This is a genomic window from Bacteroides caecigallinarum (assembly GCF_021531075.1).
Taxonomy (GTDB): Bacteria; Bacteroidota; Bacteroidia; order Bacteroidales; family Bacteroidaceae; genus Phocaeicola; species Phocaeicola caecigallinarum_B.
The window spans coordinates 1-26,947 of the sequence record NZ_JADYTJ010000047.1 but is presented as its reverse complement, the minus strand read 5'-3'; the positions used below and the strand labels follow the sequence as shown (position 1 = coordinate 26,947).

At 42.1% G+C, this 26,947-nt stretch carries 28 protein-coding genes and 1 riboswitch; of the genes, 12 read left to right on the top strand and 16 right to left on the bottom strand.

From position 1 onward, the window contains the following. The 6 genes from I6E11_RS11790 to queF form a co-directional block, all read left to right on the top strand. Positions 1 to 192, top strand: a 192-nt coding sequence (locus I6E11_RS11790; RefSeq protein ID WP_235338199.1) for a hypothetical protein, incomplete at its 5' end; no start/stop codon positions are given. Continuing rightward, a complete protein-coding gene (locus I6E11_RS11785) occupies positions 189 to 605 on the top strand; it encodes a hypothetical protein (RefSeq protein WP_235338198.1) in 417 nt (138 codons plus the stop codon). The genes I6E11_RS11790 and I6E11_RS11785, both read left to right, overlap by 4 nt. A gap of 1 nt (position 606) precedes the next feature. Beyond that, positions 607 to 1,086, top strand: a complete 480-nt coding sequence (locus tag I6E11_RS11780; protein WP_235338197.1) for a hypothetical protein — start codon at positions 607 to 609, stop codon at positions 1,084 to 1,086. Between the two features lie 291 nt (positions 1,087 to 1,377). Next, the gene (locus tag I6E11_RS11775; protein WP_235338196.1) at positions 1,378 to 2,064 is read left to right on the top strand and encodes a queuosine precursor transporter; all 687 of its coding nucleotides are present in this window, start codon (positions 1,378 to 1,380) and stop codon (positions 2,062 to 2,064) included. Positions 2,065 to 2,072: 8 nt separating this feature from the next. After that, complete coding sequence (queC, locus tag I6E11_RS11770) at positions 2,073 to 2,732, top strand: 7-cyano-7-deazaguanine synthase QueC (protein WP_235338200.1); 660 nt, start codon at positions 2,073 to 2,075, stop codon at positions 2,730 to 2,732. Positions 2,733 to 2,891: 159 nt separating this feature from the next. Continuing rightward, positions 2,892 to 3,347 carry a preQ(1) synthase gene (gene queF, locus I6E11_RS11765; RefSeq protein WP_235338195.1) on the top strand — a complete coding sequence of 152 codons (456 nt, stop codon included), beginning with the start codon at positions 2,892 to 2,894 and terminating at the stop codon, positions 3,345 to 3,347. 92 nt (positions 3,348 to 3,439) lie between these two features. On the opposite strand, the gene I6E11_RS11760 is transcribed toward queF, so the two are convergent. Beyond that, positions 3,440 to 5,260 carry a DNA polymerase III subunit gamma/tau gene (locus I6E11_RS11760; protein WP_235338194.1) on the bottom strand — a complete coding sequence of 607 codons (1,821 nt, stop codon included), beginning with the start codon at positions 5,258 to 5,260 and terminating at the stop codon, positions 3,440 to 3,442. A 135-nt stretch (positions 5,261 to 5,395) separates the two neighbouring features. Here I6E11_RS11760 and I6E11_RS11755 point away from each other — a divergent pair, with 135 nt between their 5' ends. Both I6E11_RS11755 and I6E11_RS11750 read left to right on the top strand, forming a co-directional pair. Next, positions 5,396 to 5,710 (top strand): FtsB family cell division protein, encoded by a 315-nt coding sequence (locus I6E11_RS11755; protein WP_235338193.1) that lies wholly within the window; start codon positions 5,396 to 5,398, stop codon positions 5,708 to 5,710. Then, a complete protein-coding gene (locus tag I6E11_RS11750; protein ID WP_204402398.1) occupies positions 5,703 to 6,044 on the top strand; it encodes a hypothetical protein in 342 nt (113 codons plus the stop codon). Before I6E11_RS11755 ends, I6E11_RS11750 begins: the two co-directional genes overlap by 8 nt. Positions 6,045 to 6,114: 70 nt before the next feature. On the opposite strand, the gene I6E11_RS11745 is transcribed toward I6E11_RS11750, so the two are convergent. From I6E11_RS11745 to thiS, 10 genes are all read right to left on the bottom strand, one after another. After that, positions 6,115 to 7,746, bottom strand: coding sequence for a B12-binding domain-containing radical SAM protein (locus tag I6E11_RS11745; RefSeq protein ID WP_235338192.1), 1,632 nt, complete (start codon positions 7,744 to 7,746; stop codon positions 6,115 to 6,117). 111 nt (positions 7,747 to 7,857) lie between these two features. Beyond that, positions 7,858 to 8,799, bottom strand: coding sequence for a ribose-phosphate pyrophosphokinase (locus I6E11_RS11740; protein WP_235338191.1), 942 nt, complete (start codon positions 8,797 to 8,799; stop codon positions 7,858 to 7,860). Between the two features lie 91 nt (positions 8,800 to 8,890). After that, the gene (locus tag I6E11_RS11735) at positions 8,891 to 9,499 is read right to left on the bottom strand and encodes a thiamine phosphate synthase (RefSeq protein ID WP_235338190.1); all 609 of its coding nucleotides are present in this window, start codon (positions 9,497 to 9,499) and stop codon (positions 8,891 to 8,893) included. Between the two features lie 58 nt (positions 9,500 to 9,557). Next, positions 9,558 to 10,250 (bottom strand): HesA/MoeB/ThiF family protein, encoded by a 693-nt coding sequence (locus I6E11_RS11730; protein ID WP_235338189.1) that lies wholly within the window; start codon positions 10,248 to 10,250, stop codon positions 9,558 to 9,560. Between the two features lie 77 nt (positions 10,251 to 10,327). Then, positions 10,328 to 11,464, bottom strand: a complete 1,137-nt coding sequence (gene thiH / locus I6E11_RS11725; RefSeq protein ID WP_235338188.1) for a 2-iminoacetate synthase ThiH — start codon at positions 11,462 to 11,464, stop codon at positions 10,328 to 10,330. 53 nt (positions 11,465 to 11,517) lie between these two features. Continuing rightward, positions 11,518 to 11,895, bottom strand: coding sequence for a four helix bundle protein (locus I6E11_RS11720; protein WP_235338187.1), 378 nt, complete (start codon positions 11,893 to 11,895; stop codon positions 11,518 to 11,520). 31 nt (positions 11,896 to 11,926) lie between these two features. Continuing rightward, positions 11,927 to 13,618 (bottom strand): phosphomethylpyrimidine synthase ThiC, encoded by a 1,692-nt coding sequence (gene thiC, locus I6E11_RS11715; protein WP_204402387.1) that lies wholly within the window; start codon positions 13,616 to 13,618, stop codon positions 11,927 to 11,929. 14 nt (positions 13,619 to 13,632) lie between these two features. Continuing rightward, positions 13,633 to 14,409 (bottom strand): thiazole synthase, encoded by a 777-nt coding sequence (locus I6E11_RS11710; RefSeq protein ID WP_235338186.1) that lies wholly within the window; start codon positions 14,407 to 14,409, stop codon positions 13,633 to 13,635. Positions 14,410 to 14,494: 85 nt separating this feature from the next. Continuing rightward, positions 14,495 to 15,133 carry a thiamine phosphate synthase gene (locus I6E11_RS11705; protein WP_235338185.1) on the bottom strand — a complete coding sequence of 213 codons (639 nt, stop codon included), beginning with the start codon at positions 15,131 to 15,133 and terminating at the stop codon, positions 14,495 to 14,497. A 4-nt stretch (positions 15,134 to 15,137) separates the two neighbouring features. After that, positions 15,138 to 15,338, bottom strand: coding sequence for a sulfur carrier protein ThiS (gene thiS / locus I6E11_RS11700; RefSeq protein WP_235338184.1), 201 nt, complete (start codon positions 15,336 to 15,338; stop codon positions 15,138 to 15,140). An 84-nt stretch (positions 15,339 to 15,422) separates the two neighbouring features. Next, positions 15,423 to 15,523, bottom strand: a riboswitch (TPP riboswitch). Between the two features lie 407 nt (positions 15,524 to 15,930). Between thiS and I6E11_RS11695 the strand changes: the two genes are divergently transcribed. The 4 genes from I6E11_RS11695 (at position 15,931) to I6E11_RS11680 (ending at position 21,763) form a co-directional block, all read left to right on the top strand. Next, a complete protein-coding gene (locus I6E11_RS11695; protein ID WP_235338183.1) occupies positions 15,931 to 16,635 on the top strand; it encodes a hypothetical protein in 705 nt (234 codons plus the stop codon). A gap of 214 nt (positions 16,636 to 16,849) precedes the next feature. Next, a complete protein-coding gene (locus tag I6E11_RS11690; RefSeq protein WP_235338182.1) occupies positions 16,850 to 19,105 on the top strand; it encodes an aconitate hydratase in 2,256 nt (751 codons plus the stop codon). Between the two features lie 36 nt (positions 19,106 to 19,141). Beyond that, positions 19,142 to 20,401 carry an NADP-dependent isocitrate dehydrogenase gene (icd, locus tag I6E11_RS11685; RefSeq protein WP_235338181.1) on the top strand — a complete coding sequence of 420 codons (1,260 nt, stop codon included), beginning with the start codon at positions 19,142 to 19,144 and terminating at the stop codon, positions 20,399 to 20,401. A 21-nt stretch (positions 20,402 to 20,422) separates the two neighbouring features. After that, positions 20,423 to 21,763, top strand: coding sequence for a citrate/2-methylcitrate synthase (locus tag I6E11_RS11680; protein WP_235338180.1), 1,341 nt, complete (start codon positions 20,423 to 20,425; stop codon positions 21,761 to 21,763). A 129-nt stretch (positions 21,764 to 21,892) separates the two neighbouring features. On the opposite strand, the gene I6E11_RS11675 is transcribed toward I6E11_RS11680, so the two are convergent. From I6E11_RS11675 to I6E11_RS11655, 5 genes are all read right to left on the bottom strand, one after another. Beyond that, positions 21,893 to 22,723: a carboxymuconolactone decarboxylase family protein gene (locus I6E11_RS11675; RefSeq protein ID WP_235338179.1), complete on the bottom strand. Its 831-nt coding sequence runs from the start codon at positions 22,721 to 22,723 to the stop codon at positions 21,893 to 21,895. An 18-nt stretch (positions 22,724 to 22,741) separates the two neighbouring features. Further along, positions 22,742 to 24,649 carry a TonB-dependent receptor gene (locus I6E11_RS11670; protein ID WP_235338178.1) on the bottom strand — a complete coding sequence of 636 codons (1,908 nt, stop codon included), beginning with the start codon at positions 24,647 to 24,649 and terminating at the stop codon, positions 22,742 to 22,744. Between the two features lie 88 nt (positions 24,650 to 24,737). Continuing rightward, positions 24,738 to 25,487 carry an SDR family oxidoreductase gene (locus I6E11_RS11665; protein WP_235338177.1) on the bottom strand — a complete coding sequence of 250 codons (750 nt, stop codon included), beginning with the start codon at positions 25,485 to 25,487 and terminating at the stop codon, positions 24,738 to 24,740. Positions 25,488 to 25,555: 68 nt separating this feature from the next. Further along, positions 25,556 to 25,831, bottom strand: a complete 276-nt coding sequence (locus I6E11_RS11660; RefSeq protein WP_235338176.1) for a putative quinol monooxygenase — start codon at positions 25,829 to 25,831, stop codon at positions 25,556 to 25,558. 59 nt (positions 25,832 to 25,890) lie between these two features. Continuing rightward, entirely contained in the window at positions 25,891 to 26,688 is a 798-nt protein-coding gene (locus I6E11_RS11655) for a hypothetical protein (protein ID WP_235338175.1), read from the bottom strand. Positions 26,689 to 26,947 lie beyond the last annotated feature (259 nt).

The window sequence follows — 26,947 nt, the reverse complement described above, 5'->3', positions numbered from 1 at the left end:
TATGAATACAGATTTTCACCTTTAACGTATTACAAAAAAACATTGCCATATTTATCTGCATTTAAAACACTAAAACAATGTAGACAAATAGGAGATAAGGTGGGGTACTGTTCAGTGACTATTAGAATTCCTTTAAGTGAAGTTAATAAAATATCAAGTTTTAAAGTTGAATCAAAAACAATGATAAGATGAAAACAATGAAAATATTAATGCTGAAAGGCAAGGGTAATTGTGGAAAGACCACAACGATAAAGAAAGTCCTTGATGTCCTGTTAAAAGAATCACAAATGATTGAAAAAGAAACAGCTTACGAACCAGATTGTTTATGTGTTTTGTTATATAAAGGTTTAAAAATTGGTATTTTTTCCATGGGAGATTATGCCCGTGAAATCGTTGCTAAAATAGATGAATATGCTGAAAAAGGATGTGATGTCTTTTTGTGTGCTTGTAATGATAGGTTTGTGACGCCATTACGTAAAATGGAAACTTATGAATGTTCTATGTTGATACATAAAACTCTTTGTGATACTTCCATTTCAATGGAGGAAGCTAATGATAGAGATGCCAATAAAATTATAAATCAAATATATCTACTGTCTGTTTAATATGAAACGTGGATTCATTTTATTAAATTTATTCATTATAGCTTTGGGCATTCAGGCCCAAAGCTATAATAGCGATAAAGTATCGTTTACCAATTTCTTGGTACGCATGTATAATAGCGCTCCTTTTGAAGGTGTTCGTGCAGTAGATGATTATGACCATGCCTACCTTATATCAGTATTGGCATTAGACAAAACAAAGTACAAAACCGAGTCTATTTTGAACCGTGTTGCATCTGTCAAGGCTATGGCACAGGCCTCTCGTTATTTTAATGGGTCAAACATTACGCAAGATATGATTATTCGCACATCGGAAAAATCGGACGGAAGTACAGATACAGAAATCATAGAGAACATCCGTGAAAATTCGATAGGTTATGTCAAGGCATTAGAACAGTTGACTAATTTTACCCGTGAAGACGGGATGCAGGTGTTTATCTTTATAAAACAGTTAGAAGGGATAAAGTCTATTAAACAAGATTAAATGAAGGTTGTATTCCTATATTGTTCCTGCGTTTATCTTTTATTTAAGGAAAATATTTTTCTCTTTAATTAGCAATTTTGCGAATTAAAGGGAGATATTTATTTTTATGATTCGTGAAATAACAAATTCTAAAAGAAAGATTGCTGGGGTTCTTTAAATATAACTTTTTCTTGCATATATCGCAAATACTATGTATTTTTGCGCCCGAATTAAAAAAAACAGAGATCATTAACATGCGATGCCGTGAATAGCGGCCGTGTATTCTAGAACACCACGTAAAAAACAGGAACGATGAAAAAAGAAAATCTCGTATCAGTACCTTTCATGGTCTTGGGTATTGTGTTTTGTGTCTGCCTCGTGGCAGCCAATCTTTTAGAGGCCAAAGTCGTACAGCTCGGTCCGATTTCCGTTACTGCCGGACTGATAGTTTTCCCAATCTCTTACATTATCAATGACTGTATTGCCGAAGTATGGGGCTTCCGCAAGGCGCGTCTTATCATCTGGATGGGGTTCCTTATGAACTTCATGGTCGTAGCCCTCGGTAAAGTGGCAGTGGCTCTTCCTGCGGCTCCTTTCTGGGAAGGCGAACAGGCATTCGATTTCGTGTTCGGTCTTGCTCCGCGTATCGCGGCTGCCAGTCTGACTGCTTTCCTTGTAGGCTCGTTCATCAACGCTTTCGTTATGAGCAAGATGAAGATTGCTTCAAAAGGTAAGAATTTCTCTGCCCGCGCTATTGTTTCAACTTTGGCCGGCGAGGGTGCAGATTCAATCATCTTCTTCCCGCTGGCATTCGGCGGACTGATGCCGGTGAACGAACTGCTGAAGATGATGGCGGTGCAGGTAGTCCTGAAAACGCTGTATGAAATCATTATTCTCCCTGTGACTATCAGGGTGGTGAACTACATCAAGCGTGTGGACGATTGTGATGTGTATGATGAGAATATCTCGTATAATGTACTGAAAATTAAGGAGATTTGATTATGACAATGAATAAGGAGGCCGCACTTGTAGTTTTCAGTGGCGGCCAGGATTCTACTACTTGCCTGTTCTGGGCAAAGAAACATTTCAAGGAAGTTTATGCGCTTAGTTTCATCTATGGTCAGAAACATGTGAAAGAGGTGGAACTGGCGAGAGGAATTGCCGAAAAGGCAGGGGTGCATTTTCACGCAATGGATGTATCGTTCATCGGTCATCTTGGCAAGAATTCTCTTACTGATACTTCAATAGTGATGGACGAGGAAAAACCGGAAGGCTCTTTCCCTAATACTTTCGTGCCGGGAAGAAACCTGTTCTTCCTCAGTATAGCTGCAGTTTACGCACGCGAGCACGGTATCAATCATCTGGTGACAGGTGTATCGCAGACAGACTTCAGCGGTTATCCCGACTGCAGGGACTCGTTTATCAAGTCGCTTAACGTCACTCTTAACCTTGCTATGGATGAGCAGTTCGTTATTCACACTCCTCTGATGTGGATTGACAAGGCGCAGACATGGGCTTTGGCAGACGAGCTTGGAGTGCTTGATCTGATAAGAAACGAAACTCTGACTTGTTATAATGGCGTGCAAGGCGACGGATGCGGACATTGTCCGGCATGCAAGTTGCGTCGTGAGGGACTGGAGAAATATCTTAGCTCTAAAAACAAGTAAAATCATGTGCTTAGTCGTTTTTATAGAAACGACAGGCAAATATTGGTGTTACACGTAGGTGTTACGCTCGTTGCACGTTCGTGTGACGGCTGTGACGCGTACGTGTAACGCGTGTAACACGAACGTGTGACGATAAAAAAGTTGTGACATTTTAATATAATGGAAAGAAAAGATGAATTGACGCTCCTTGGCGGTAACACTGTTTATCGTCAGGACTATGCCCCGGAGGTGCTTGAGTCTTTCGTGAACAAGCATCCTGAGAATGATTACTGGGTACGTTTCAACTGCCCTGAGTTTACAAGTCTTTGCCCTATCACCGGACAGCCGGACTTTGCTGAAATCCGTATTAATTATCTGCCTGACGTGAAGATGGTGGAAAGCAAGAGTCTGAAACTCTATCTGTTCAGTTTCAGAAATCACGGTGACTTTCATGAGGACTGCGTGAATATAATCATGAAGGACCTTATCAAACTGATGGACCCTAAGTATATCGAGGTGACAGGTATATTCACTCCGCGCGGAGGTATCTCGATTTATCCATACTGCAACTACGGCCGTCCGGGAACGAAATATGAGGAACTGGCTGAGTATCGTATGCGCAATCACGATTTGTAATTTTATTGCATAAACCAAAAAGAAACAGCTTCATAAACTATCAATCTGAGTTGAATGTTTATGAAGCTGTTTCGTTTTATAAGTGTTTGTTTCTATGATAACTCCAGTCCGAACTCTTCTTTCAGTTTCAGAAGATTAGGATTCTTCTTGCTCATCATCTGGAAACGTTCCACATGGCTGTATGCTCTGATATTCTCATCGGCTGCACTTACGCGTACAGTCATCTTGATTTTTCTGTTGTGAAGCTGTTCCCTCAAGTGATTCTCTATCTGTGGTGCCAGTTGCAGCATATATTTCTGAACCATTTCGTTATCTACCGCCACTTCGAATGTAGTCTGGTCGTCAAGAAGTTTCGGCGACATGTTCATCATTCGTCCTGCATTTGCAGCTTCTTCTTTAGGAAGACGGGTTGCAAATTCTCTCCAGTAGTAGTTCAGGTCTTTCTCATACACATCGTAGTCTTCCCATTCCTTTTCTGCCTGCTGGACTTGTGCTGCAGGTTTCTGTGCGGCAGCTTCTTCCTGATGTTGTGGTCTTTTCTTTATTGACGGACCTAGTATTCCTGCTTTGACAACAGGTATTTTCTTTTCCTGGGTAACTTTCAATCCGTCGGGTAGTTTATGTACCTGCTGTTGTGCAGGGTTATTGCCGTATTGTGGTTGAGATTCTGAAGTGTTCTGCTGTACCGGTTGCTGTACGTTCTGAACTTGTGCAGGTTGCTGGGCTACTGGTTGTTGCTGTGTTGCTGCCGGAGCAGTCTGCTGGTTGAAGATAGGTTTTATCACTTTAGGGCTACGCCCATTACTGATGTCATCTTCTTCGGATGTTATCTGTGCCAGCTGTATCAGAGTAAGTTCAACCAACAGACGTTTGTTTTTACTCTGTCTGTAGTTCAGGTCGCAGTCATTGCACAGCTTCATAGCTTTGTAAAGGAACTTCTGTTCGCATTTCTGTGCCTGGGTCTTATATCTTTCTCTGATGGATGCGCCTACTTCCAGAAGCTGGAGTGTCTGTTCGTCTCGGCTCACAAGCAGGTCGCGGAAGTGTGAGCTTAGTCCGGTGATGAAGTGATTACCGTCGAATCCTTTCTTCAGTACCTCGTTGAACAGAAGCATACATTCCGAGACTTTGTTTTCCAGAATATAGTCTGTAAGTTTGAAATAATATTCGTAGTCGAGTACGTTAAGGTTCTCTATGACGCTCTTGTAAGTGATATGTCCGTTGGAGAAACTCGTCACCTGGTCGAAGATAGACAAAGCGTCGCGCATACCGCCGTCAGCTTTTTGCGCTATTACGGTCAGTGCCTCAGGTTCAACGTCTATGCCTTCTTTCTGTGCCACGTTTTGCAGATGTTCTACAGTATCGGTCACACTGATGCGGCTGAAGTCGTATATCTGGCATCGGCTCAGGATGGTAGGCAGAATCTTATGTTTCTCCGTAGTGGCAAGGATGAATATTGCATGATGAGGCGGTTCTTCAAGAGTCTTCAGAAAAGCATTGAAGGCAGCAGTTGACAACATGTGCACCTCGTCTATGATGTAAACCTTGTATTTGCCTATTTGTGGCGGGATTCGTACCTGCTCTATGAGTGAGCGGATATCTTCCACAGAGTTGTTTGAGGCGGCATCCAGTTCATGGATATTGTATGAACGCTGTTCGTTGAATGCCTTACATGATTCACATTCGTTGCAAGCCTCGCCATCCGAATTGGGTGACAGACAGTTTATGGTCTTTGCGAAAATACGTGCGCATGTGGTTTTTCCTACCCCTCGCGGTCCGCAGAAAAGATAGGCATGTGCCAGTTTGTTGTTGGCGATGGCATTCTTCAGTGTTGTGGTAAGCGCGCGCTGCCCGATGACAGTATCGAAAGTGGCTGGGCGGTATTTACGTGCTGATACAATATAGTTGTCCATAATCAGGATTAGTTTTTCTTGTTTTAAAAGTATTGACAAAGATAATTATTTCTGCCGACAATTCATTATGCTGTATCAAAGAATTGGGGCTTACAGCATTTATTCTTATATTTGCATCGATAAAATCTTCTTGTCATGAAAGAGAAACTTGAAAATATATGGAATTTTGTGTGTCTTCACAAATACGGTGTCACTTTGGCTGTGTTTGTGCTGATAATTGGTGTCCTTGATGAAAACAGTTGGATACAGCGTCTGGCTCACCGTAGGGAAATAAACAGGCTGAACACAGAGATACGCCACTACAGAAAACAGTTTGAAGAGGATAGCAAACTACTGAAAGAAATATCTACTGACCCGGAGGCACTGGAGAAAGTGGCGCGCGAAAAATACATGATGAAGAAGGAAAACGAAGATATATTTATTTTTGAGCAGGATTTGGAAGATGAATAAACTGGATAATATAATAGCTGTTGCTGGTGCTGTGGTGTTGTTTGTTGGACTGATATTGCAGTTCGTAAAGTTTGAATATGCACCTTATATTTACATTGTAGGGGCACTGATGTTCGGGTGGATTCAGGCAAAGACAGGAAGATACTTTGGCAAGAATATAGTTCTCAGACGGTTGAAACGTCAGCAGTTGATAGGGGCTATGCTGCTTGTTATAGCAGGTGTGATGATGATTGTCTGGCATCATAACGAATGGATTTTATGCCTGAGTGTAGCAGCTGTGCTTGAACTATATACAGCCTACCGTATTCCTTACGAGGAGAAGAAAGAAGAATAACATGACACTATAAAAATAACAGAGAGCCGTTCTATACGCGTGATGTGTAGAACGGCTCTTTGATTGTATATCAGTTTGTTGCCTTGAATATAGGGACGCCTCCCTGTTCGTCAGGATTGAAGGCATACCATATATAATGGTCGTTGTCATCAACAGGCAACTTGCACAGACGCAGACGTTCGTCGTATGTTCCGTATACGACTTCCCATGAATCTGGAGGTGTGACATGTTTTGTCCTTATCGCTTCTGCAGGTTCTTTCTTGAGCGACATTCCTGCCTCTATCCATGCCTGAGTGGCGGACAGTGTGTATTGCGGATAATTACTCTTGCAGAACTTGTAAAGAATTATTCCTCTTCTTTCCAGTCCCATAGGCTGGTCTATCACTCCGATGTTTGTAAGATGTTCAAGGAAACGATACAGGAAGTCGTCGTTTTCCACTATCAGTCGTCGTGTCAGTTCCTGCCATGCCTTGGCATTGTAGAAACCGTCCAAAAGCCGTGAAAGGAGTCTGGCTGTCTGAAGTTCGTCAGATGTAATATCGTTTGTCTCTAGTACTTCGTATGGAGGTAGGGGAGAATATCTTATTCCAAGCTTTTCCGCTCTTCTTCTCATTTCAGTTCCGGGAAGCAGTTTCAGTGATTCCAGCTGTATTTCTCCTGCATTAAGTCCGGCAAGAGTACGAACGTCTCCGAATATCTCGCTCAGATGATAGTGGGGCAGTCCTGCTATAAGGTCTGCATGTGTTTCCATATTCTCCAGTGAGCATAGGAACTTCAGCCCTTTCATCGCATCTTCAAGTTTTCCGGCGCGACGGCTTGTGGTCAGTACTATTTCTCTCAGGCTTTGTATTCCGGCCTCAAGATGCAGAAGTCCTTTGGGCATTGATCTCAATTCTGCTTTCAGTTCCTCTGAAAGTAATGCCGGATGTATTTCAAGATGGAAATTTATATCCGGGTATTCACGGAACAGGGATAGCAATGCTTTTGCATAGCGGGTGTTGTAGTTGAAAGTACGGTCCAGCACTCTTATGTTCTTGATTCCGTGACTGTGAATGATTTCTATTCTTTCTCTGATGGTGTCTATACTTAGATTTCGTACGGGTTTGTCGCCACCGCTTACACAGAATGCACAGGTGTTGAAGCAGCCTCTTGTAGTCTCCAGTTGTACGAAAGGTTTGTCCCAGTTGAACAGTTCGCTTTTTTCAGGATATTCTAGTGCTGTGAAATCCGTTACTCTGGCCATACCGTTGTCGTGGTATTCTCCATTATCATCCACATAGCACAGACCGGAAATATTCTTCCATTCCTCCTTATTGTCGAAATGCTTCATCCACTGCTTGAATCCTGTTTCACCTTCACCTCTGAATACACCTTCTATGAAGTCGTTAGTTGTTAGAAACTTTTTGTTGTTACCCAGAAACTCCGGACCTCCGAGGATAATCCTGCATTGTGGAAGCAGCGATTTCACACGGCAAGTGATATGCAGTAACGCTTCGTGGTTGAAGAGCCAGCATGTAGATGCTACAATATCAGGCTTGTGTTTATAGATTTGTTCTGCCACCATCCCGGGATTTTCGTTTATGGTTGCCGAAATTTTAACCCATGCGATGCTCTTGTCATCTTTCATTTGGGCATGCAGAGCCGGCAAAGCGAGTGATGAATGTGCATACGAACTGTTTAGATCCAACCAGAGTAATTTCATATATCGAAATGAGAGTAAGTAATTATTACAAAAGAAAGCGAAGAACCACAATAAGCCAGTTATATTAGGCTTTATGATTCTTCGCTTTATATTCTTATAGTGCGATGAATATTAAGGAATCAAATACTGTGAGCTGATTGATTCGTTAGTCATCACGCGACGGATAGTTTCAGCGAACATGTCTGCAATTGAAAGCTGTTTAACCTTAGCACAACGGTTTGCATAAGGAATACTGTCTGTGAATACGATTTCTTCCAACTGAGAGTTCTGTACACGTTCAGAAGCAGGACCTGACATAACGCAGTGTGAAGCGATAGCTCTTACTGAGTTTGCTCCGGCTTCTTTCATGATGTCGGCAGCCTTAGTGATAGTACCTGCTGTATCAACCATGTCGTCAATAAGAACAACATCTTTTCCTTTTACGTCACCGATAATCTGCATTGAAGCTACAACATTTGCTTTTTCACGAGTCTTGTGGCAAAGAACCAATGGAACATCAAGGAACTTGGCGTATGTACTTGCACGCTTAGAACCACCAACGTCAGGAGTAGCGATTACAAGATTTTCCAGATTCAATGACTGAATGTATGGAGCGAAGATTGTAGATGCATACAAGTGGTCTACAGGAATATCGAAGAAACCCTGAATCTGGTCTGCATGAAGATCCATTGTAATCAGACGGTCAATGCCAGCTACGCTTAACAGGTCTGCAACCAATTTTGCACCTATTGAAACACGTGGTTTGTCTTTACGGTCCTGACGAGCCCATCCGAAATAAGGAATTACGGCGATAATGCTCTTTGCAGAAGCACGTTTAGCAGCATCAATCATAAGGAGCAACTCCATAAGATTGTCTGAGTTCGGGAATGTAGACTGTACTATGAACACATGCTGACCACGGATTGATTCTTCATAAGACACCGCGAACTCTCCGTCAGCAAAGTGAGTAATCTTCATGTTACCAAGTTCGCATCCTAAACTGTTGCAGATTTTTTCTGCCAAGTATCTCGAGTTTGTACCTGAGAATACTTTAAAAGGTGATTGTACGTTCATTGTAAATAGATATATTGCCTTGATTTGTTTGCAAAGTTATACCATTTATGTAAGTATGTCAAACGTTTTGCAGTAAAAATACAATAAGTATTTAGTCGGCAAGTCGTTTTAACTTTCTGAAATGGTCTATAAGTTCTTGATAATTGTTGTCAAGACTATGGTTGAATTTGGACCAAAGTCCTCCCATAATTGCTGCGCCTCCGAATCCGAAATCTTTCACTCTGAGTATATTTTCTTCATCTATACCTCCCAATGCTATGACTTTCTTGTCGATAATATCGGCTTTTACTGCTTCGCGTATGGCTTCGGGAGTGAATTTTGAAGAATAACCTTCTTTTGAAATACTGTCGAATATCGGACTTAGGAACACATAGTCGCAAGTCTTCTTGTCTTCCAATACTTCTTCAAGAGTATGACAAGAAGCACTGATATGTCCGGAGTAATTGTCCGGTGCAATAGGATTGCGGCTGTTCAGATGAATACCTTTCAACTTATATTCATTACATAAGTAGAAATGGTCATGTATAACTATTTTCTTATGATATTTTTCCGGGATGAGTGTTAGCAGTCTTTCTGCGTAAACCGCTTCTGTTCTGGGTTTGCGAAGATGTAATATGTCTAACCCTTCTTCGAAGAGTGCATTTAGTATTTGGTCCTCCTCTACAAAATATTCTGGAGTTGTTATCAATATCAGTTTCATGTGTGTACCACTAAATCTGAGTGCAAAGTTAGTAACCAAATCGTAATATTCCTAATGTTTATAATAAAATCGTATTTGTTTGCAGTGTTTTCAGGTCTATATACCATAGTTTGCCTGAAAGAGTTTCGCCAAAATCACAAATTATCTTGATAACTTCGTTTGCCTGCACGCAGCCGACCAGACCCGGGGTTACTCCAATCACTCCTTTTGGAGGGGCTGGCATTGATAGCATTTCTTCCTCATCGGGAAACAGGTCGCGATAGTTTTTCCCATTCTGATAGTTGAATACCGATACTTGCCCGTCGAAAGCTCTTATTGCACCGTAAACGTACGTTTTCCCCAGTTTGACACAGGTATCGTTTATGATGTAGCGTGTCATGAAATTATCGCAACCATCAACGACTATATCGTATTTGCCGATTATCTCTTCGGCGTTCTCTTTGGTCAGCCGGGTGTTATATGCTTCTATTTTAATCTGACTGTTCAGAGCATTCAGTTTTTTCTGTGCCTGTATAGCTTTAGGTAGACCGACTTCGGCTTCTGAATACAGAACTTGCCTTTGCAGATTGCTTTCGCTTACCACATCATCGTCTATAAGGCCTATGTTTCCCACTCCGGCTCCTGTAAGATATAATGCTATAGGCGAACCAAGACCGCCAACACCTACAATAAGTACCTTTGCGTTCTTTAGTTTTTCCTGTCCGCTTTCACCCAATTCCGGCAGAATGATTTGTCTGTTGTATCTTTCCATTTTTATGCTTAAGTATAAAAATACCGGCAGCATCATATATTGTTTATACCGATACCGCTGGTACTGAATATGCTTGTTCAGACAGCTTTTCCTGTCTTTATGCAGTCGAATGATGCGTCCCAGTCCTTCCATACTGGTTCGCGTCCTAATGACTTGAGAGCTTTTTCCATTTCCACGGCGGTGCGGTCGTCGCTGATATGGAACTGTTCCAGAGCCTGAGGGTATGAATAATATCCTCCCGGTTCAGTTTTGCTTTCCGCGCTCATGGTTGTAACGCCTAGTGAAGCCATGTTGTCGCGGATATATGCCGGCTCGCGTGTAGAGTAGGAGATATCTACATCGTGGTCGAATATACGCATGGCGAAAGTAACCTGGGCCAGCTCCTTGTCACTCATGATGACATTAGGCTGGAAACCTTCGTTTTCTGCCGGACGCATACGCGGGAAATTTACGCTGTATTTTGTCTTCCAGTAATGTTTCTGCAGATAGCGTAGGTGATATGCCATCATGGTTACGTCTGTACGCCAGTCTTCCAGTCCGATAAGTACGCCCATACCGATGGAGTGAACACCTGCCTGTCCCATACGGTCAAAACCGTTTACACGCCATTCGAATTTCGATTTCATACCTCTTGGATGGTAGATATTGTATCTGGCTTTGTTGTATGTTTCCTGGAAACAGATAACTCCGTTCAGACCGTGTGTCACCAGCTCGGCATATTCCTCAGTCTTTAAAGGCATTACCTCAATCTTAAGATTGGAGAAATAAGGTTTTGCCAGATCCAGAGCCTTTGCTATGTATGGAACACCTGCCTTAGCCGGATTCTCACCTGTTACTATAAGCAGATTTTCGAAAGGACCGAGTTTCTTTATGGCTTTGTATTCGTTCTCTATTTCCTCTAGTGTAAGTATGGTGCGTGCCATAGGGTTGCTGATATGGAATCCGCAGTACACGCATGAGTTTGTACATGAATTTGTTATATACAAAGGTATAAACATAGACATTGTACGTCCGAAACGTTCCTCAGTATATTTCTTGCTGAGTCGCGCCATCGGTTCAAGATATTTTTCGGCAGCAGGCGAGATGAGTGCCATAAAGTCATCCACGTCGCAGCGACTTTTACCGAGAGCACGTATTACGTCTGCTTCGGTCTTGGAGTAGATGGCTTTGGTCGTCTCCTCCCAGCTTATTTTTTCAAGTTCGTCTGAAAACATTCTATTAGTTTTTAGTTGTTGGTTTTTAGTTGTTAGTTCTATGTTGTTAGTTTTTAGTTATTCATTTCCAGTTGCTTGGATAAATAGTTGGCTAATGCCCTAATCATTTTGCCTATTTCAGAACACAAAGACAGTATTTCTGATACATCTTCATTGTTTAGCAATCCAATTTCTATTGCAATTATACATTGTGTTTCTAATTCACACAGAGAGCCCCTTGAAATAGAAAGGAATTTTAAAAATACTTTTTTAGATTCTCTTCCTTGCCCTTCTGCTATGTTTGATGCTATTGATATGGCAGCTCTACGCATTTGGTCTGATAGAACATAAGTTTCTTCTTTGGGTAGCTTTCGTGTTAGAAGATATACTTCTTTACATAGAAGAATAGATTTTCTCCATACTTCTAAACTTTTATAATCGCTGGTATTCATATCTAAAAACTAACAACTAAAAACTAACAACTTATATATTCTTTAAATCGCGACTTAATTTCATCGCACAGAAGTTAGGGCCGCACATAGTACAGTATTCACCGTCTGTGTGACGTCCTTCGTTGAAATATTCAAGGGCACGGTCAGGATCCAGTGAAAGATGGAACTGGTCGCGCCAGCGGAATTCGTAGCGGGCCTTGCTCAGTGCGTTGTCGCGAATCTGTGCTCCAGGATGTCCTTTTGCAAGATCGGCGGCATGAGCTGCAATCTTGTATGTGATGACACCTGTGCGTACATCCTCGCGGTTAGGCAGGCCGAGGTGTTCCTTAGGAGTCACATAGCAAAGCATTGCAGTACCTAACCATCCTATCTGAGCTGCACCGATAGCCGATGTTATGTGGTCGTAACCCGGAGCGATATCTGTTACAAGCGGGCCGAGTGTGTAGAACGGAGCATTGTGGCATGACTTGATCTGGCGTTCCATATTTTCCTGTATCTTGTGCAAAGGTACATGTCCAGGTCCTTCGATGAATGCCTGAACATTCTTGTTCCATGCGCGGAGTACGAGTTCTCCCAGTGTGTCAAGTTCTGCAAACTGTGCCTCGTCGTTGGCATCGTAGATTGAGCCAGGACGGAGACCGTCACCCAATGAAACAGCTACGTCATACTGTGCGAGGATATCACAAATTTCGTCGAAATGTTCATAAAGGAATGACTCCTTATTATATATCTTGCACCACTTGCTCATGATACTTCCGCCACGGCTCACGATACCGCAAAGACGTTTGTCGGCAAGATGTACATTGTGCAGACGTATCCCGGCATGGATAGTGAAGTAGTCGACACCCTGTTCGCACTGTTCTATCAGTGTATCCTTATAAATCTCCCAGTTAAGGTCTTCCACCTTGCCGTTTACTTTCTCCAAAGCCTGATAGATAGGCACAGTACCTACCGGAACAGGGCAGTTGCGTACAATCCATTCGCGAGTCTCGTGGATGTTTGCACCTGTAGAAAGGTCCATCAGTGTGTCTCCACCCCATTTGCAACTCCATACAGCCTTGTCCACTTCTTCGTCGATGCTTGAAGTAGTGGCAGAGTTACCGATGTTGGTATTTATTTTCACAAGGAAGTTGCGTCCTATAATCATAGGTTCCGATTCCGGGTGATTGATATTTGCAGGCAATACGGCACGTCCGGCAGCAATCTCGTCACGCACAAATTCCGGAGTGATATATGTTTCGATACCAAGTTCGCGGCAGTTCATATTTTCGCGGATGGCAACATATTCCATTTCCGGAGTTACGATACCCTGCTTGGCATAGTACATCTGAGTGCAGCATTTACCTTCCTTTGCGCGATATGGCAATGCGATATGTTCGAAGCGGAGATGGTCGAGCGACTTGTCGTCACGGCGCATCTTTCCGTATTCTGAAGTGATTGATGGTAACTGCTCCACATCACCGCGTGATGTAATCCAGCTTTCACGCATACGTGGCAATCCTTTCTTCAGATCAATCTCTATATTGGGATCGCTGAAAGGCCCGCTTGTATCATATATATATACAGGGGCGTTCGGTGTCATCACTTTCTCACCGTCAACGATGTTGACAGTAGGAGTGAGGTTTACTTTCTGCATACCTACTTTAATGAAAGGGAACATAGTGCCTTGCATGTAGGCTTTTTCTGCATGGGCGTATGCTTTTTTATCTTTTTCCTGGTCCATGTAAATTGTTGAGTTTATTCGTTTAAGAATGAAGTTAAAGGAGATGAAGCTGAAGCAACAAGGTTGTCAGCCTGAATTCCCAACCCTGCTTCGTAAGCACGGCGGCCGGCAATGACAGCTTCCTTGAATGCTATAGCCATTTCTACAGGATTACCCGCAACGGCGATTGCTGTGTTTACAAGACAGGCTGCCGCACCCATTTCCATAGCTTCGGCAGCATGACTTGGAGCACCGATACCTGCATCAACTACTACAGGAACGTTGCTCTGTTCGATGATTATACGGAGGAAATCGCGAGTCTGCAATCCCTTGTTTGTACCTATAGGAGCAGCAAGAGGCATCACAGTAGCAGCACCAGCCTCTTCCAGACGTTTACAGAGTGTAGGGTCGGCCTGACAGTAAGGAAGGACTACGAAACCCAGTTTTACCAGTTCTTCAGTAGCCTTAAGTGTTTCTGTTGAGTCCGGCAACAGGTAGCGAGGGTCCGGATGAATTTCCAGTTTCAGCCAGTTAGTTCCGAATGCCTCACGGGCCATCTGTGCTGCGAAGACAGCTTCTTCTGCTGTACGCACTCCCGAAGTGTTTGGCAACAGCTGTATATGAGGATGAACGATATGGCGCAACATGTCGTCTTCCTTGTCATCGAGTTCGATACGTTTCATGGCAACAGTCACCATTTCTGTGCCGGATGCCAGGATGGCTTCTTCCATCTGCTGGTTTGAGTTGAATTTTCCTGTTCCCAGGAAAAGGCGGGATTCGAATTCACGACCTGCAATAATAAGTTTTTCCATATTTAGATAATTAATATTTTATTGATCCTTTAATTTTAAATGGTGTTTAAATAGTGTTTAAACAGTGCTTAAATGCTATTTAAACTCAGCAATTTTCGATAAGTGATTTTATCCTACCGGTTTCTTCCACCGGATTTTCAGCCCTGAGTATAGTTCCGCTCAGTGCGATGCCTGTCACTCCGGTTTGCATTACTTCAGGAATGTCGTCAATCGTGATACCGCCTATTGCAACTATCGGTATGTTGATTCCTTCAGCTTTCATCTGACTGGTGATGGAACGGTAGCCCTCAAGACCTAATATCGGACTTAATTTCTTCTTGGTAGTTGTGAAACGGAACGGACCGCATCCTATATAGTCGGCTCCAGAAAGGTAATGAGCCTTAACGTCATCGAAAGTATTGGCTGTTCCACCTATAATGAATTCATTTCCCAATATTCTTCTTGCTTCAGCTATAGGCATGTCATTCTTTCCAAGATGTACACCATTAGCTTTCAGTTTCTTGACGAGCTCCACACGGTCGTCTATGATGAATTTCGCACTGTATTGTCTGCATAGTTCCTTGACCTTAACGGCAATGGCTTCCACTTCCTCGTCGGAAACGTCTTTCATGCGCAGCTGAACCCATCGGCAACCGCCTTCGAGAGCCATACGTGCTGAATCCAAGTAAGAATACTGTTCGGTGAAATGAGTGATGAACTGAAGTTTGAATGCTTTTATATCCATGTCATTATCCTCCGCAAGCTGCTTTTATTATAACAAGACTGTCGCCTTCCTTGATTTCCTGTTCAGCCCACTGGCTGCGAGGTATCATACGGTTGTTAATAGCAACTGCCACTCCCTGCTGTGGAAGTTCGAGCTGTTGTGCAAGCGATGCGACATTATTGCCCTGAGTGAGTTCGGTCTCTTTGTTGTTTACTTTTATTTTCATAAATGACAGGTTTTAAAGTGTTAGTCAAAGCAAACACAAAGAGAATGTGAGAATTACAGTTTGAGAGAATATCTTATGACGGATGTCTTTTTTGAGGACAATCCCTTCGTCGGTATTAACCGCATCAGGTTCATAGGGTATAATCTCAGCCCGGGTTTGTTTTTGGGGCACCCCTTTGTCTTTACTTCGGACGCAAAGTTAAACAAAAGATTGAAAAAACGGATAATAATTTACTTTTTTCTACTTTTTAAAGTTGTTTTATCATATGGTTTGATGTCTTGATTGTTGATTTGTATTCGGGGGTTAGTTTACATAATTGTAGATGTACATCATCTTTTTGTCTAAAGTGTTGAAAATTAGTAGTTGTTTGGTGGATGGATGTACATTGGTATGCTTATGCAGTTACGATGAAAAACTATATTTTTGTATTTTGAATCAGGAGGCTCTGAAGCTTAAAATAAAACTTGCCCGCATTTGGACTAAAACGCGGGCAAGTTTTAAATAAAATGACAGGTCGTTTTTTTCAGACTTTTTTGAGCTTATTCTGACGTCGCATTTTAGATTTGACTAAAATATAATAAAAAGTTTGTTTATGAATATCCTTAAAACACAGATTGTAAGATTTTTTATCGCTATTTCCCTTTCGTGGAGTATTGTTTCACTTTATTCACAAGATAGAGTGGAGAAACGCTTCTGGCAAGTTGAACTCAACGGAGCATTGACCAGTCAAAGTTCCTTGGAGGTTGAACCTTCAGTTACTTTTATGCCTATAGACTATTTAGGTTTGACGGCAGGTTTGGTGTTTACTTCTCCGTACCCGTCCAAATCTTTAGGTGGAGTTGCTGTCAACAAACAATTGAGGTGGAGTGAAACTAATGACAATTCAGTAAGTTACTTTTTAGCCTTACGTCCAGCCTTACGTCTGAATTCTCCCAAATTGTGGATTGGTAGAGACAAAGATTACGCACTCTATCTTTCTGTTTCGCCCGGACTGACAATTCCTCTTCCTTCCGACAGAAGATTCACTGTTGATTATTATCCTAACCAACCGGGAGCATGGACTGCGATAAAAAGGGAAGAGGTTACAAACACTGGTGCTAGGAAGTTGTATTACCATGCACGTACAGCTGTATCGTTTGAAATGGATGAAAGAATAGTCTTTTCCGTAGGCTATACTATCTCTGATTTTGATATTTATGGAGGAAGTAGGAATATTACAATCGAGGGTGGTAAACTTTCATTGCCAAAAGCCGGAATGATGCATTCGGCTTTCGTCAGTATTGGTTTGTGTTTTTAGTTTTTGCATATTTATGTAACTTTTTGTACTTTAACTATAGAAAATTATGTCGTTTATCAATTAAATATTGCATATTGCTTGCATATGTCAGTTAAAATACCGAATATTGCGCAATTTTTATCAAAAGTGTGATTTTTGTGGACTTTTGATAGCTGAATTTAAAGGATAAAGAATATATAAAAGGTATTTATACAATAAATAGGGTTTAGTTATTATGATGTATGATTTGGAAATGATGAAACAATTCTATGTTTCATATAATGGTAAAGTACAGGATACACGTAAAAAATTAGGTAGGGCATTGACTTTGGCAGAAAAGATTTTATATAGCCACCTCTACGATGCGAATTCAATGAAATGTTTTGAAAGAGGAGTGGACTATGTGAACTTCCGTCCGGACAGGGTAGCCATGCAGGATGCCACAGCACAAATGGCATTACTTCAGTTCATGAATGCCGGAAAGAATGTTTCGGCTGTGCCTGCCACTGTTCATTGCGATCATCTTATTCAGGCATACAAAGGTGCTTCTGTCGATCTTCCTGTAGCACAGACAACCAATAAGGAAGTATATGATTTTCTGAAGAGTGTAGCATCGAAATATGGTATCGGTTTTTGGAAGCCTGGAGCAGGAATTATACATCAGGTGGTACTGGAAAACTATGCTTTCCCTGGAGGAATGATGGTAGGTACCGACTCGCATACACCAAATGCCGGTGGTCTTGGAATGATTGCAATAGGCGTAGGAGGTGCCGATGCAGTTGACGTGATGACCGGTATGGAATGGGAACTGAAAATGCCTAGAATAATAGGTGTACATCTCAAAGGAAAACTGAACGGATGGGCTGCACCAAAGGATGTTATTCTGAAGCTGGCAGGTATACTTACTGTTAAGGGTGGTACAAATGCCATAATAGAATACTTCGGAGAAGGTACTTCTTCAATATCTGCTACAGGTAAAGCAACTATCTGTAATATGGGAGCAGAGGTAGGAGCTACTACATCTGTCTTTCCTTTCGATTATGAGATTGTGGAATATCTCAGAGCTACTGGACGTGAGGAAGTAGCCGATATGGCTCTAAAAGTTGCTGACGACCTGAAGGCTGATAATGAGGTCCTTTCGTCACCTGAAAAATATTACGACAAAGTTATTGAGATAGATTTGTCTGCATTGGAACCGTATCTTAATGGTCCGTTTACACCGGATGCGGCATGTCCGTTATCTGAGTTTAAAGATAAGGTCATTGCAAACGGTTATCCTCAACGTATGGAGGTAGGACTTATCGGTTCATGCACTAACTCGTCATATCAGGATTTGGGAAGGGCAGCCTCGTTGGTTAGACAATTAAAGGACAAAGGTCTGAAGATGGCATCACCATTGTTGGTAAACCCCGGTTCGGAGCTTGTGTACTGCACATCAAAGCGTGACGGAATGATTACCGATTTTGAGAATGCCGGTGCTGTAATTATGACTAATGCCTGTGGCCCTTGCATTGGTCAGTGGAAACGTGAGATAGACGATCCTACAAGACCGAATTCTATTGTTACTTCATTCAACAGAAACTTTGCAAAACGTGCAGACGGTAATCCTAATACACATGCTTTTGTAGCATCGCCTGAAATTGCTACAGCTTTTGCCATAGCAGGAGACTTGTGTTTTAATCCTATGACAGATACTTTGCTGAATGATAAAGGTGAGCAGGTAAAACTGGATGCTCCTACGGGAGATAAACTTCCTGTGAAAGGATTTACAGTTGATGATAATGGTTATGTAGCACCTTCGGCAGACGGATGCAATATTGAAGTTATCATTGACCCGAAATCTGAACGTCTGCAGAGACTTCAGCCGTTCGCTTCATGGGATGGTAAGGATTTATTGGATATGCCTTTGCTTATCAAGACAAAAGGTAAGTGTACTACAGACCATATCTCGATGGCAGGTCCGTGGCTTCGCTATCGTGGACATTTGGAGAATATTTCCAGAAACATGCTGATGGGAGCTGTGAATGCATTCAATGGAGAGACAAATAAAGTATGGAATTCGATAGACGGAAGTTATGGCGAAGTGTCGGCTGTGGCTGGCGGATATAAGTCTAAGGGCATTTCATCAATTGTTGTGGCCGAAGAAAATTATGGCGAAGGTTCAAGCCGTGAGCATGCAGCTATGGAACCACGATTCCTTAATGTCAAGGTTATCCTGGCAAAGAGTTTTGCACGTATTCATGAAACGAACCTCAAGAAACAAGGTATGCTTGCATTGACTTTTGCCGATAAGGATGACTATGACAAGGTGCAGGAACATGACAAGATTTCAATCGTGGGACTTGAAGCATTTGCACCGGGACGTAATCTGAAAGTGGTATTAAGTCATGAAGACGGAACACAGGATACATTCGAAGCTATGCATACATATAATGAAATGCAGATAGAATGGTTCAAGGCTGGCTCTGCTCTTAATACTTTTAGAAAATAACAATCAATATACAACAAATATAGGAGAAACTAGACGATGAGTAAAGTACGTATGGAAGAAGGTAAACTTGTAGTACCTTCAAATGTTACTATACCTTTTATAGAAGGTGATGGCGTAGGAGCTGAAATTACTCCGGCTTGTCAGAAAATTGTAAATGAGGCAGTAAAATTAGCTTACAAAGGCGAGCGTTCTATAGAGTGGATGGAGCTTCTGGCCGGTGAAAAGGCCTATAAACAGGTGGGAGAGTGGCTTCCGCAATCTACTATGGATGTATTCAGAGAATATCTTATAGGAATCAAGGGCCCGCTCACTACACCAGTAGGAGGCGGAATACGTTCGCTAAACGTTGCATTGCGTCAGACATTGGACTTGTATGTTTGTCTGCGTCCTGTAAGATGGTTCAAAGGCGTGGTATCTCCTTTAAAGGAGCCTCAGAAAGTTGATATGTGTATTTTCAGAGAGAATACAGAAGATATATATGCCGGAATAGAATGGGAACAGGGTACTCCTGAAGCAAAGAAATTCTATGATTTCCTTTACAATGAGATGAAAGTTACCAAGGTGAGATTCCCTGAAACTTCGTCTTTCGGAGTAAAGCCTGTCTCTGTAGAAGGTACGAAACGTCTTGTTCGTTCTGCAATACAATATGCCTTGGATCATAAACTTCCGTCGGTAACACTTGTTCATAAGGGAAACATCATGAAGTTCACCGAAGGTGGTTTCAAGAAATGGGGATATGAAGTGGCTGAAACTGAGTTTGCAGAACAGACATTCACCATGAACTATTATCAGCAGTTGAAGAAAGATTTGGGAGAAGAATCTGCAAAGGCTGCCATGGCTGAGGCTATCAACAAGGGAAAAGTAATAATAAAAGACTGTATTGCAGATGCTTTCCTTCAGAATACATTGCTGAAACCGGAAGATTATTCTGTTATTGCAACTTTGAATCTTAACGGTGACTATGTTTCCGATCAGCTGGCTGCCATGGTAGGCGGTATTGGTATTGCTCCGGGAGCAAACATAAACTACAATAGCGGTCATGCAATTTTCGAGGCTACCCACGGAACAGCTCCTGATATTGCGGGCAAGAATATGGTTAACCCATGTTCTCTTCTTCTCTCGTCGGTAATGATGCTTGAATATTTGGGATGGCAGGAGGCAGCCGACCTTATAACATCTGCCCTGGAACAGGTTTTTGAAAATTCTGAGGCAACTATTGATTTGGCTAGATTTATGCCGGGCGGTAAAGTCTTGAGTACAGAAGAGTTTACTGAAAGAATAATACAAAGTCTATAATTCAACTATAACGAACTGAACATGAAAAAAGAATATATAGTTTACAAACTTTCCGAATGTGCTAAACAAGCGTGCAGAATAGACAACAGTTTATTTACGAGTTTTAATGTTAAGCGCGGACTTCGTAATGAAGACGGAACAGGTGTGCTTGTAGGACTAACCAAGATAGGTAACGTAGTGGGATACGAGAAAACCGAAGAAGGTTTGAAGGCAATTCCCGGAAAGCTTTTCTATAGAGGATATGATTTGGATGACATTGTTCATGCTCTTTTGAAAGAGAAACGTTTCGGATTCGAAGAGGTTGCATATCTGCTTTTGTCGGGCGAACTCCCTGACAAGGAACAACTGGCATCTTTCAAGGAACTGATAAACGACAACATGCCTCTTGACAAGAAGACTACAATGAATATCATCGACCTGGAAGGTCATAATATAATGAATATCCTGGCCCGCAGCGTTCTGGAAATGTATACATTCGACCCTAATCCGGATGATATCTCGCGCGACAATCTTATGCGTCAGTCTATCGAACTTATTTCAAAATTCCCTACAGTCATAGCGTACGCATATAGCATCTACCGTCACAGTACACACGGACGTTCATTGCATATCCGCTATCCGGATGAGAAACTCTCGTTGGCTGAGAATTTTCTTTACATGATAAAGAAAGATTACACTCCTCTCGAAGCGCGTATGCTAGACCTTCTGCTGGTTCTTCAGGCTGAGCATGGTGGTGGTAACAACTCTACATTTACTGTCAGAGTAACAAGTTCAACACGTACCGATACATATTCAAGTATAGCAGCCGGAATCGGTTCTCTCAAAGGTCCGTTGCATGGTGGAGCAAACATTCAGGTTGTAAATATGTTCCATCATCTGAAAGAAGCCATTTCGGACTGGACTAATGTTGACGAGATAGATACTTACCTCACCCGCATGCTGAATAAGGAGGCTTACGATAAGAGCGGACTGATATATGGTATAGGTCATGCCGTATATACTATTTCCGATCCGCGTGCAGTCCTACTGAAGGAACTGGCAAGTGAACTAGTGGCAGAGAAAGGCTGTGAAAAAGAATTTGCCTTTCTGGAGTTGATAGAAAAACGTGCTATAGCTTGTTTTAAGAAAGTCAAGGGAGACAAGAAGAAAGTATGCTCAAATGTTGACTTTTATTCAGGATTCATATACGAGATGATGGGATTGCCTCATGAGATATATACTCCTCTGTTTGCTATGGCGAGAATTGTCGGCTGGACAGCTCACCGCATCGAGGAATTGCATTTCGACGGTCGCCGTATCATCCGTCCTGCATACAAGAATGTACTTGAGGAAGTTCCTTACAAACCGATTTCGGAAAGATAAAACATATAAGACTGGGGCTGTGTCGTGAAGCACGACACAGCCCCAAAATTTTATTCTGTTTTTGTTGTATTATATTAATTAGTGATTCAAGCAAAAAAACTCATAATTATCACTATTAAAGTCCTCATGTTATTTCAGTTTTGAATAATCTTTGTCATTTACCGGTTCGAGCCATTCATTACTGCTTCCTTCGCCGGGAATTTCCATAGCAAGGTGAGAGAACCAGCTGTCAGGAGCAGCTCCATGCCAGTGTTTTACTCCTGCCGGGATATGTATTACGTCGCCAGGATTCATTTCTATTGGCTCTTTGCCCCATTCCTGATAGTAGCCACGTCCGCCTACACAGATAAGAGTCTGTCCTCCACCTTTATTGGCTTTATGGATGTGCCAGTTATTACGGCAGCCAGGCTCGAATGTTACATTGGCTACAGGAACACCTTCAGTAACTACAGGTGCAAGGTAGCTTTGTCCTACGAAATACTTTGCGTATGCATCGTTAGGTTTGCCTATAGGGAAGATAATTGTCTGTGCGTATGCATCGAGCGATGTATCTGTTGTGCTGTCCGCATTCTCAGCCCAAACTTCTTTTGCTATACGGAATGCGGCCCATGCTTTAGGCCATCCAGCATAGAATGCTGCGTGAGTAAGTATTTCTGCAATTTCAGTTTTAGTCACTCCGTTCTTTTTTGCGAATTCAAGATGATGTCTGAAAGACGAGTCTGTCAGACCTTGCGACATAAGTGCTACAACGGTGACGATTGAACGGTCGCGCATGGAAAGCAAGTCGTTGCGGCTCCATACTTCACCAAAAAGGATATTGTCATTAAGATGTGCGAATTCAGGAGCGAATTCTCCCAACACATCATGTCCTGCAGTTTGCTGGACTTTTACCTGTGATTTAGCCATATTCGGAAAAATTAAAAACGATAATGTAATAAGTGAAAATAACTTTGTTCTCATGAATAAATTATATTTGGTCTAGAAATTGATATTCACCCCACCCATAACTGTTGCCTTAGGCATAGGATAACCGGCATTGATTTCATATTTTTGTGCCAGCAGGTTTTCACCGCGTACCCAGATATCAAGCCATTTTGTAGTGCGGAAAGAGGCCCTTATATTCCACAATACGAAATCTTCAGTTTTTACAGGTGCGGTCTGCGTGTAAAGTCCGGCTATGTACTGTATGCCTGTTGACACATTCCAGCGTCCGTGTGAGAAGTTTGCTCCTCCGTAAAGTTTGTGTTCCGGTGCGGCAATCACAGGTTCTTTCATGTGCAGATAACTGTAGTTCCCGTCAACTGACCATTGTCTGTTTATGCGGTAGGCAGCCTGTACTTCGATACCAGTATTGTCTATCTTGCCTGAGTTCTGGTTCAGCATTCCACTGCCGTTAGGATTGGGCAATGTCATTATCAGATTCTTTCCGTCTATATAGAAAAGGTTCACCCCATAACTTAATCGTCCGTTCATAAGTCGCTGTGAGAATGCAAGTTCGTAGGTCCACATAGACTCTGGTTTCAAATCAGGATTCTGTGGTGGAAACATATACATTTCTCTAAGGATAGGATAGCGGAATCCTTTTGATGCGGATGCTTTCAGTTCCATATTATTAGGAAGATGAAAAGCTAATCCTGCCTGTGGAACCCATTCTGTTCCTATGCGTGAGTGATGGTCGGCACGGATTCCGGCATTTATTGTGATAAAGGTATTTATATCCTGACGAACATCAATGTATCCTGCAAATTCATTTTCCTGCTTGTCAACCAGATCAGATGTAGTTCCGACCTTTTCTCCGCTGATATACTCATTCCATGCATGTCCTCCGTAATTAAACCAATCGAATCCGGCAGTGATGCGGTTGCCTTTGAAGAACTGCATACTTTGGTAAACAGATACACCCATCATTTTGTCGAATGACAGGAAACGGTAGTCCTGTGGTCCTTCACCTTCGGATGGAGTATAGCCGTCATTAATCCAGTGGTCTCCCCAGTTGTAAAAGAAACTTACCGCTCCTGAAGTCTTGTCGTATTTGTTCTCTATTGCAAATGAAGTCATTCCGCGTGTAATTCTCTGGTCTCCATCTAATAGGGGAGAGCTCACAGGTCCGGGATATGAAGCGTTGAAATGGGTTACGTTGACATCTCCTCTAAGATTCCAGTTGTCTGTCATTTCATAGCCCAATTTTGCATACCCGCCGTATTGTTCGAAATTCATATCTGCACGGTGTCCGTCAGTACGGTTGTAAGAACCTGATATTACGCTTGAGAAACGTCCTTTACGGATACGGTTGGTAAGTTCTGTCTCCAGTGTATTGTATGAGCCATAACCTGCATGCAGATTTGTGTTTACTCCGTCTTCATTCATTTTGCGTGTAACGATATTAACTACACCACCCATAGCGTTCGAACCATACAGAACAGAGGCCGGACCCCTGAGTACCTCTACGCGTTCTGCCAGAAATGACTGATATGCATCGGCTATCGGATGACCGAAGATACCTGCATACTGCGGATGACCGTCAATCATCACCATCAGTCGTCCGGAGCCACCGCTCAGACCACGCATTGATATACCTCCGGCAGCACCGTTTGACACACCATATCCTATAATGCCACGTGATGTGACAAACAATCCGGGAACCCGCTCTGTAAGTACAGGAAGTAATGAAGGCTGCATGGCACTTTCTATGCGGTCACGACCTACTACAGATACAGTTTGTGACAGATGGCGTACATCCGTCTCGCTACGGCTTCCTGTCACTACCACTTCATTGATGTTATAAACCCGTGTGGAGTCTATTATGCTTTGTGCAGACAGATTAAAAGGTGTAACAAATGTTATGTAAAGGATATACTTGTTTATTTTTTTTGATATAGTTTTCATTATAAAACGATGTTTCAGATTACTGATACAAAGTTACTATATCAAAACCGTAAATATGTTATATCTATTACAGTTTTATTTACCATATTTACTGAAATTTCCAACCGTTATCGTTATGATATACCATCAGTCTGCCCATACCCCCGTCTATAGTAATGTTTGTACCGTTGATGAAGCTGTTCTTATCATCGCAAAGGAACATTACGGCCCTGGCAATGTCTTCAGGCTCGCCTATGCGCTGTGAAGGATGCTGCATGATGTCGGATTCGGAATATTCCGGGACTTCTGTATCCTTGTGGAAACGTGCGGTCTCAATCCATCCTGGAGCAATGGAGTTTACTCTTGCAATACCGCTTAGGCTCACTGCAAGTGCATGAGTAAGTGCTGTTATACCGCCTTTGGCTGCCGTATAGCTTTCCGTATCGGCTTGCGATTGGAATGCCCTGCTTGATGATATGTTTACTATGGATGCACCTTTAGAGAAATGTTCCTTGAACAGTGCTGTCAGCCAGTAAGGGGCAGCCACACCTACTTTCTGCACATACATGAAATCTTCGTACGAGCATCCGCTTAATATACCACCGTTCATCAGACACGCATTGTTTATCAGAAAGTCAACTTTATCTTCCTTTGACAATACCCATGCGGCAAAGCTTTCCAAGACTTCTTTCTCTGAAATATCTCCTTTATAGCAGAAGATATTTTCGTCAGTATCGTGGTCTATATCCCTGTCTATGACATATACTCTCGCACCTTCGCGGCTAAAACTCTCTGCAATACATCTGCCTATACCGGCATTACCCCCGGTTACTATACATACCTTGTTGTCGAACTGCATATCTTTATGAGAAAAAAAGACGATATTACCCGTTGTAGTGGGATAATATCGCCTTATAAGTTATTATTTTAGAATTGGAATTTTTCAAGTTTCATAGCCGCAAGGCTCTCAATCTTTGGAACCAGCGTAGTGAAGTGTACACTTTCTGAATGAGCTTTCAGAGAAGCCTCGTCAGTCCATGTTTCGCAAATCATATATACATCTTCACGTGTAGAACTTTTGAATAAATCATATGCTATGCATCCTTCATCTTTCAGTGATGCAGCTACCAGTTCTTTTGCTGTTTTTTCCACTTCAGCCTTGTTTTCTTCTGATACTTGGATAAATACATTTAATCTTAGCATAATCTTGTCTTTTTAGTTGTTTGTAAATAAATTTTTATTGTATGTTCTTACTTTGTTGGTTATCTTCCAGGCATTATCGTAGGGTTGCCGCCCTGATTTTTAAATTTGGCGTTTCTTATAACCTCGTAAAGAATACCTCCAACGTCCAGTCCTATCTTTGTTTTATTGAACTTGTAGTAAGGTATTGCTACAGGGCGTGTGTCCCATCTTCTTCTCATTGGGTCGTATATTCTCTCAGCACCAACTTCCATTCCCCATTTATCGTTGAACTCATAGCCTATAGTTCCTCCGAAACTACTCATCTGAAATCCGTAGGCGCTTGCCGGGGCATAAGAACCGAAAGCTCTGAAACTCAGTTTTTCATTCGGCCTGTATATTACAGCACCTGATGTTCCGAAAGCTTGACCTGTACTGAATGGAAAGTTAAACTTAGTAGCATTCATTCCGGCCTGTATCTCCCAATAATCGTTTATGCTGTATTGGTACATCAGTGATGCTTCGTTAATTCTTCCGATTCCCGGCAGAGTTGATTGTGAACCGTAACCATACAGATTTGGAGTAATCATTCCCCCGGTACTGTAATCACCGTAGAACATAGGAGAGGGGTTAGTGTGGTAAGGCATGTAGAACGGGCGGCGGAGCTTTATTTCCTGTATTTCCATCTGTTGTACTTCAGTTTCTACCTTTACTTCAGGCTTTTTCATACCATTGTTCACAGGTGAAATTTCCGGGATGCCGATACCCTCATCAGTTATGGCTTTCAGGCTGTCTTTTCTCAACTTTGAGTTGTCTTCCTGTGCATATATGGCTGCCGAAAGAATACACAACGCTGATAGTATGATAATCCTGAATTTCATATGCAGATGTTTTTACAAATGGATATAAAGTCTGATATTTTTATCAAAGTTAGGCAAACTTGTAATAATTACAAAACATCTTCTGCATCTTTATTATTTGTTTTTCGTTTTTTACAAATCAGCCAATAGTAAATTATTACTGTCCGCTAAAAGTTCATACATCATTATAATGATAGGGCCGTCCTCCGATTTTGGAAGTCAGCCCTATTTTGGTTATCTTTGAGTCACCACACTAAAAGTTTAACCATGAGCAAAAGTA

Excerpts from the sequence above, each read along its gene's own strand:
- I6E11_RS11710 (WP_235338186.1), bottom strand. The coding sequence starts at position 14,409 with ATGGAAAAACTTATTATTGCAGGTCGTGAATTCGAATCCCGCCTTTTC.
- I6E11_RS11760 (WP_235338194.1), bottom strand. The coding sequence starts at position 5,260 with ATGGACAACTATATTGTATCAGCACGTAAATACCGCCCAGCCACTTTC.
- I6E11_RS11785 (WP_235338198.1), top strand. The coding sequence starts at position 189 with ATGAAAACAATGAAAATATTAATGCTGAAAGGCAAGGGTAATTGTGGA.
- I6E11_RS11675 (WP_235338179.1), bottom strand. The coding sequence starts at position 22,723 with ATGAGAACAAAGTTATTTTCACTTATTACATTATCGTTTTTAATTTTT.
- queF (WP_235338195.1), top strand. The coding sequence starts at position 2,892 with ATGGAAAGAAAAGATGAATTGACGCTCCTTGGCGGTAACACTGTTTAT.
- I6E11_RS11780 (WP_235338197.1), top strand. The coding sequence starts at position 607 with ATGAAACGTGGATTCATTTTATTAAATTTATTCATTATAGCTTTGGGC.
- I6E11_RS11660 (WP_235338176.1), bottom strand. The coding sequence starts at position 25,831 with ATGCTAAGATTAAATGTATTTATCCAAGTATCAGAAGAAAACAAGGCT.
- I6E11_RS11705 (WP_235338185.1), bottom strand. The coding sequence starts at position 15,133 with ATGGATATAAAAGCATTCAAACTTCAGTTCATCACTCATTTCACCGAA.
- icd (WP_235338181.1), top strand. The coding sequence starts at position 19,142 with ATGAGTAAAGTACGTATGGAAGAAGGTAAACTTGTAGTACCTTCAAAT.
- I6E11_RS11735 (WP_235338190.1), bottom strand. The coding sequence starts at position 9,499 with ATGAAACTGATATTGATAACAACTCCAGAATATTTTGTAGAGGAGGAC.
- I6E11_RS11680 (WP_235338180.1), top strand. The coding sequence starts at position 20,423 with ATGAAAAAAGAATATATAGTTTACAAACTTTCCGAATGTGCTAAACAA.
- thiH (WP_235338188.1), bottom strand. The coding sequence starts at position 11,464 with ATGTTTTCAGACGAACTTGAAAAAATAAGCTGGGAGGAGACGACCAAA.
- I6E11_RS11740 (WP_235338191.1), bottom strand. The coding sequence starts at position 8,799 with ATGAACGTACAATCACCTTTTAAAGTATTCTCAGGTACAAACTCGAGA.
- I6E11_RS11775 (WP_235338196.1), top strand. The coding sequence starts at position 1,378 with ATGAAAAAAGAAAATCTCGTATCAGTACCTTTCATGGTCTTGGGTATT.
- I6E11_RS11750 (WP_204402398.1), top strand. The coding sequence starts at position 5,703 with ATGAATAAACTGGATAATATAATAGCTGTTGCTGGTGCTGTGGTGTTG.
- I6E11_RS11695 (WP_235338183.1), top strand. The coding sequence starts at position 15,931 with ATGAATATCCTTAAAACACAGATTGTAAGATTTTTTATCGCTATTTCC.
- thiS (WP_235338184.1), bottom strand. The coding sequence starts at position 15,338 with ATGAAAATAAAAGTAAACAACAAAGAGACCGAACTCACTCAGGGCAAT.
- thiC (WP_204402387.1), bottom strand. The coding sequence starts at position 13,618 with ATGGACCAGGAAAAAGATAAAAAAGCATACGCCCATGCAGAAAAAGCC.
- queC (WP_235338200.1), top strand. The coding sequence starts at position 2,073 with ATGAATAAGGAGGCCGCACTTGTAGTTTTCAGTGGCGGCCAGGATTCT.
- I6E11_RS11690 (WP_235338182.1), top strand. The coding sequence starts at position 16,850 with ATGATGTATGATTTGGAAATGATGAAACAATTCTATGTTTCATATAAT.
- I6E11_RS11655 (WP_235338175.1), bottom strand. The coding sequence starts at position 26,688 with ATGAAATTCAGGATTATCATACTATCAGCGTTGTGTATTCTTTCGGCA.
- I6E11_RS11670 (WP_235338178.1), bottom strand. The coding sequence starts at position 24,649 with ATGAAAACTATATCAAAAAAAATAAACAAGTATATCCTTTACATAACA.
- I6E11_RS11755 (WP_235338193.1), top strand. The coding sequence starts at position 5,396 with ATGAAAGAGAAACTTGAAAATATATGGAATTTTGTGTGTCTTCACAAA.
- I6E11_RS11720 (WP_235338187.1), bottom strand. The coding sequence starts at position 11,895 with ATGAATACCAGCGATTATAAAAGTTTAGAAGTATGGAGAAAATCTATT.
- I6E11_RS11745 (WP_235338192.1), bottom strand. The coding sequence starts at position 7,746 with ATGAAATTACTCTGGTTGGATCTAAACAGTTCGTATGCACATTCATCA.
- I6E11_RS11665 (WP_235338177.1), bottom strand. The coding sequence starts at position 25,487 with ATGCAGTTCGACAACAAGGTATGTATAGTAACCGGGGGTAATGCCGGT.
- I6E11_RS11730 (WP_235338189.1), bottom strand. The coding sequence starts at position 10,250 with ATGGAAAGATACAACAGACAAATCATTCTGCCGGAATTGGGTGAAAGC.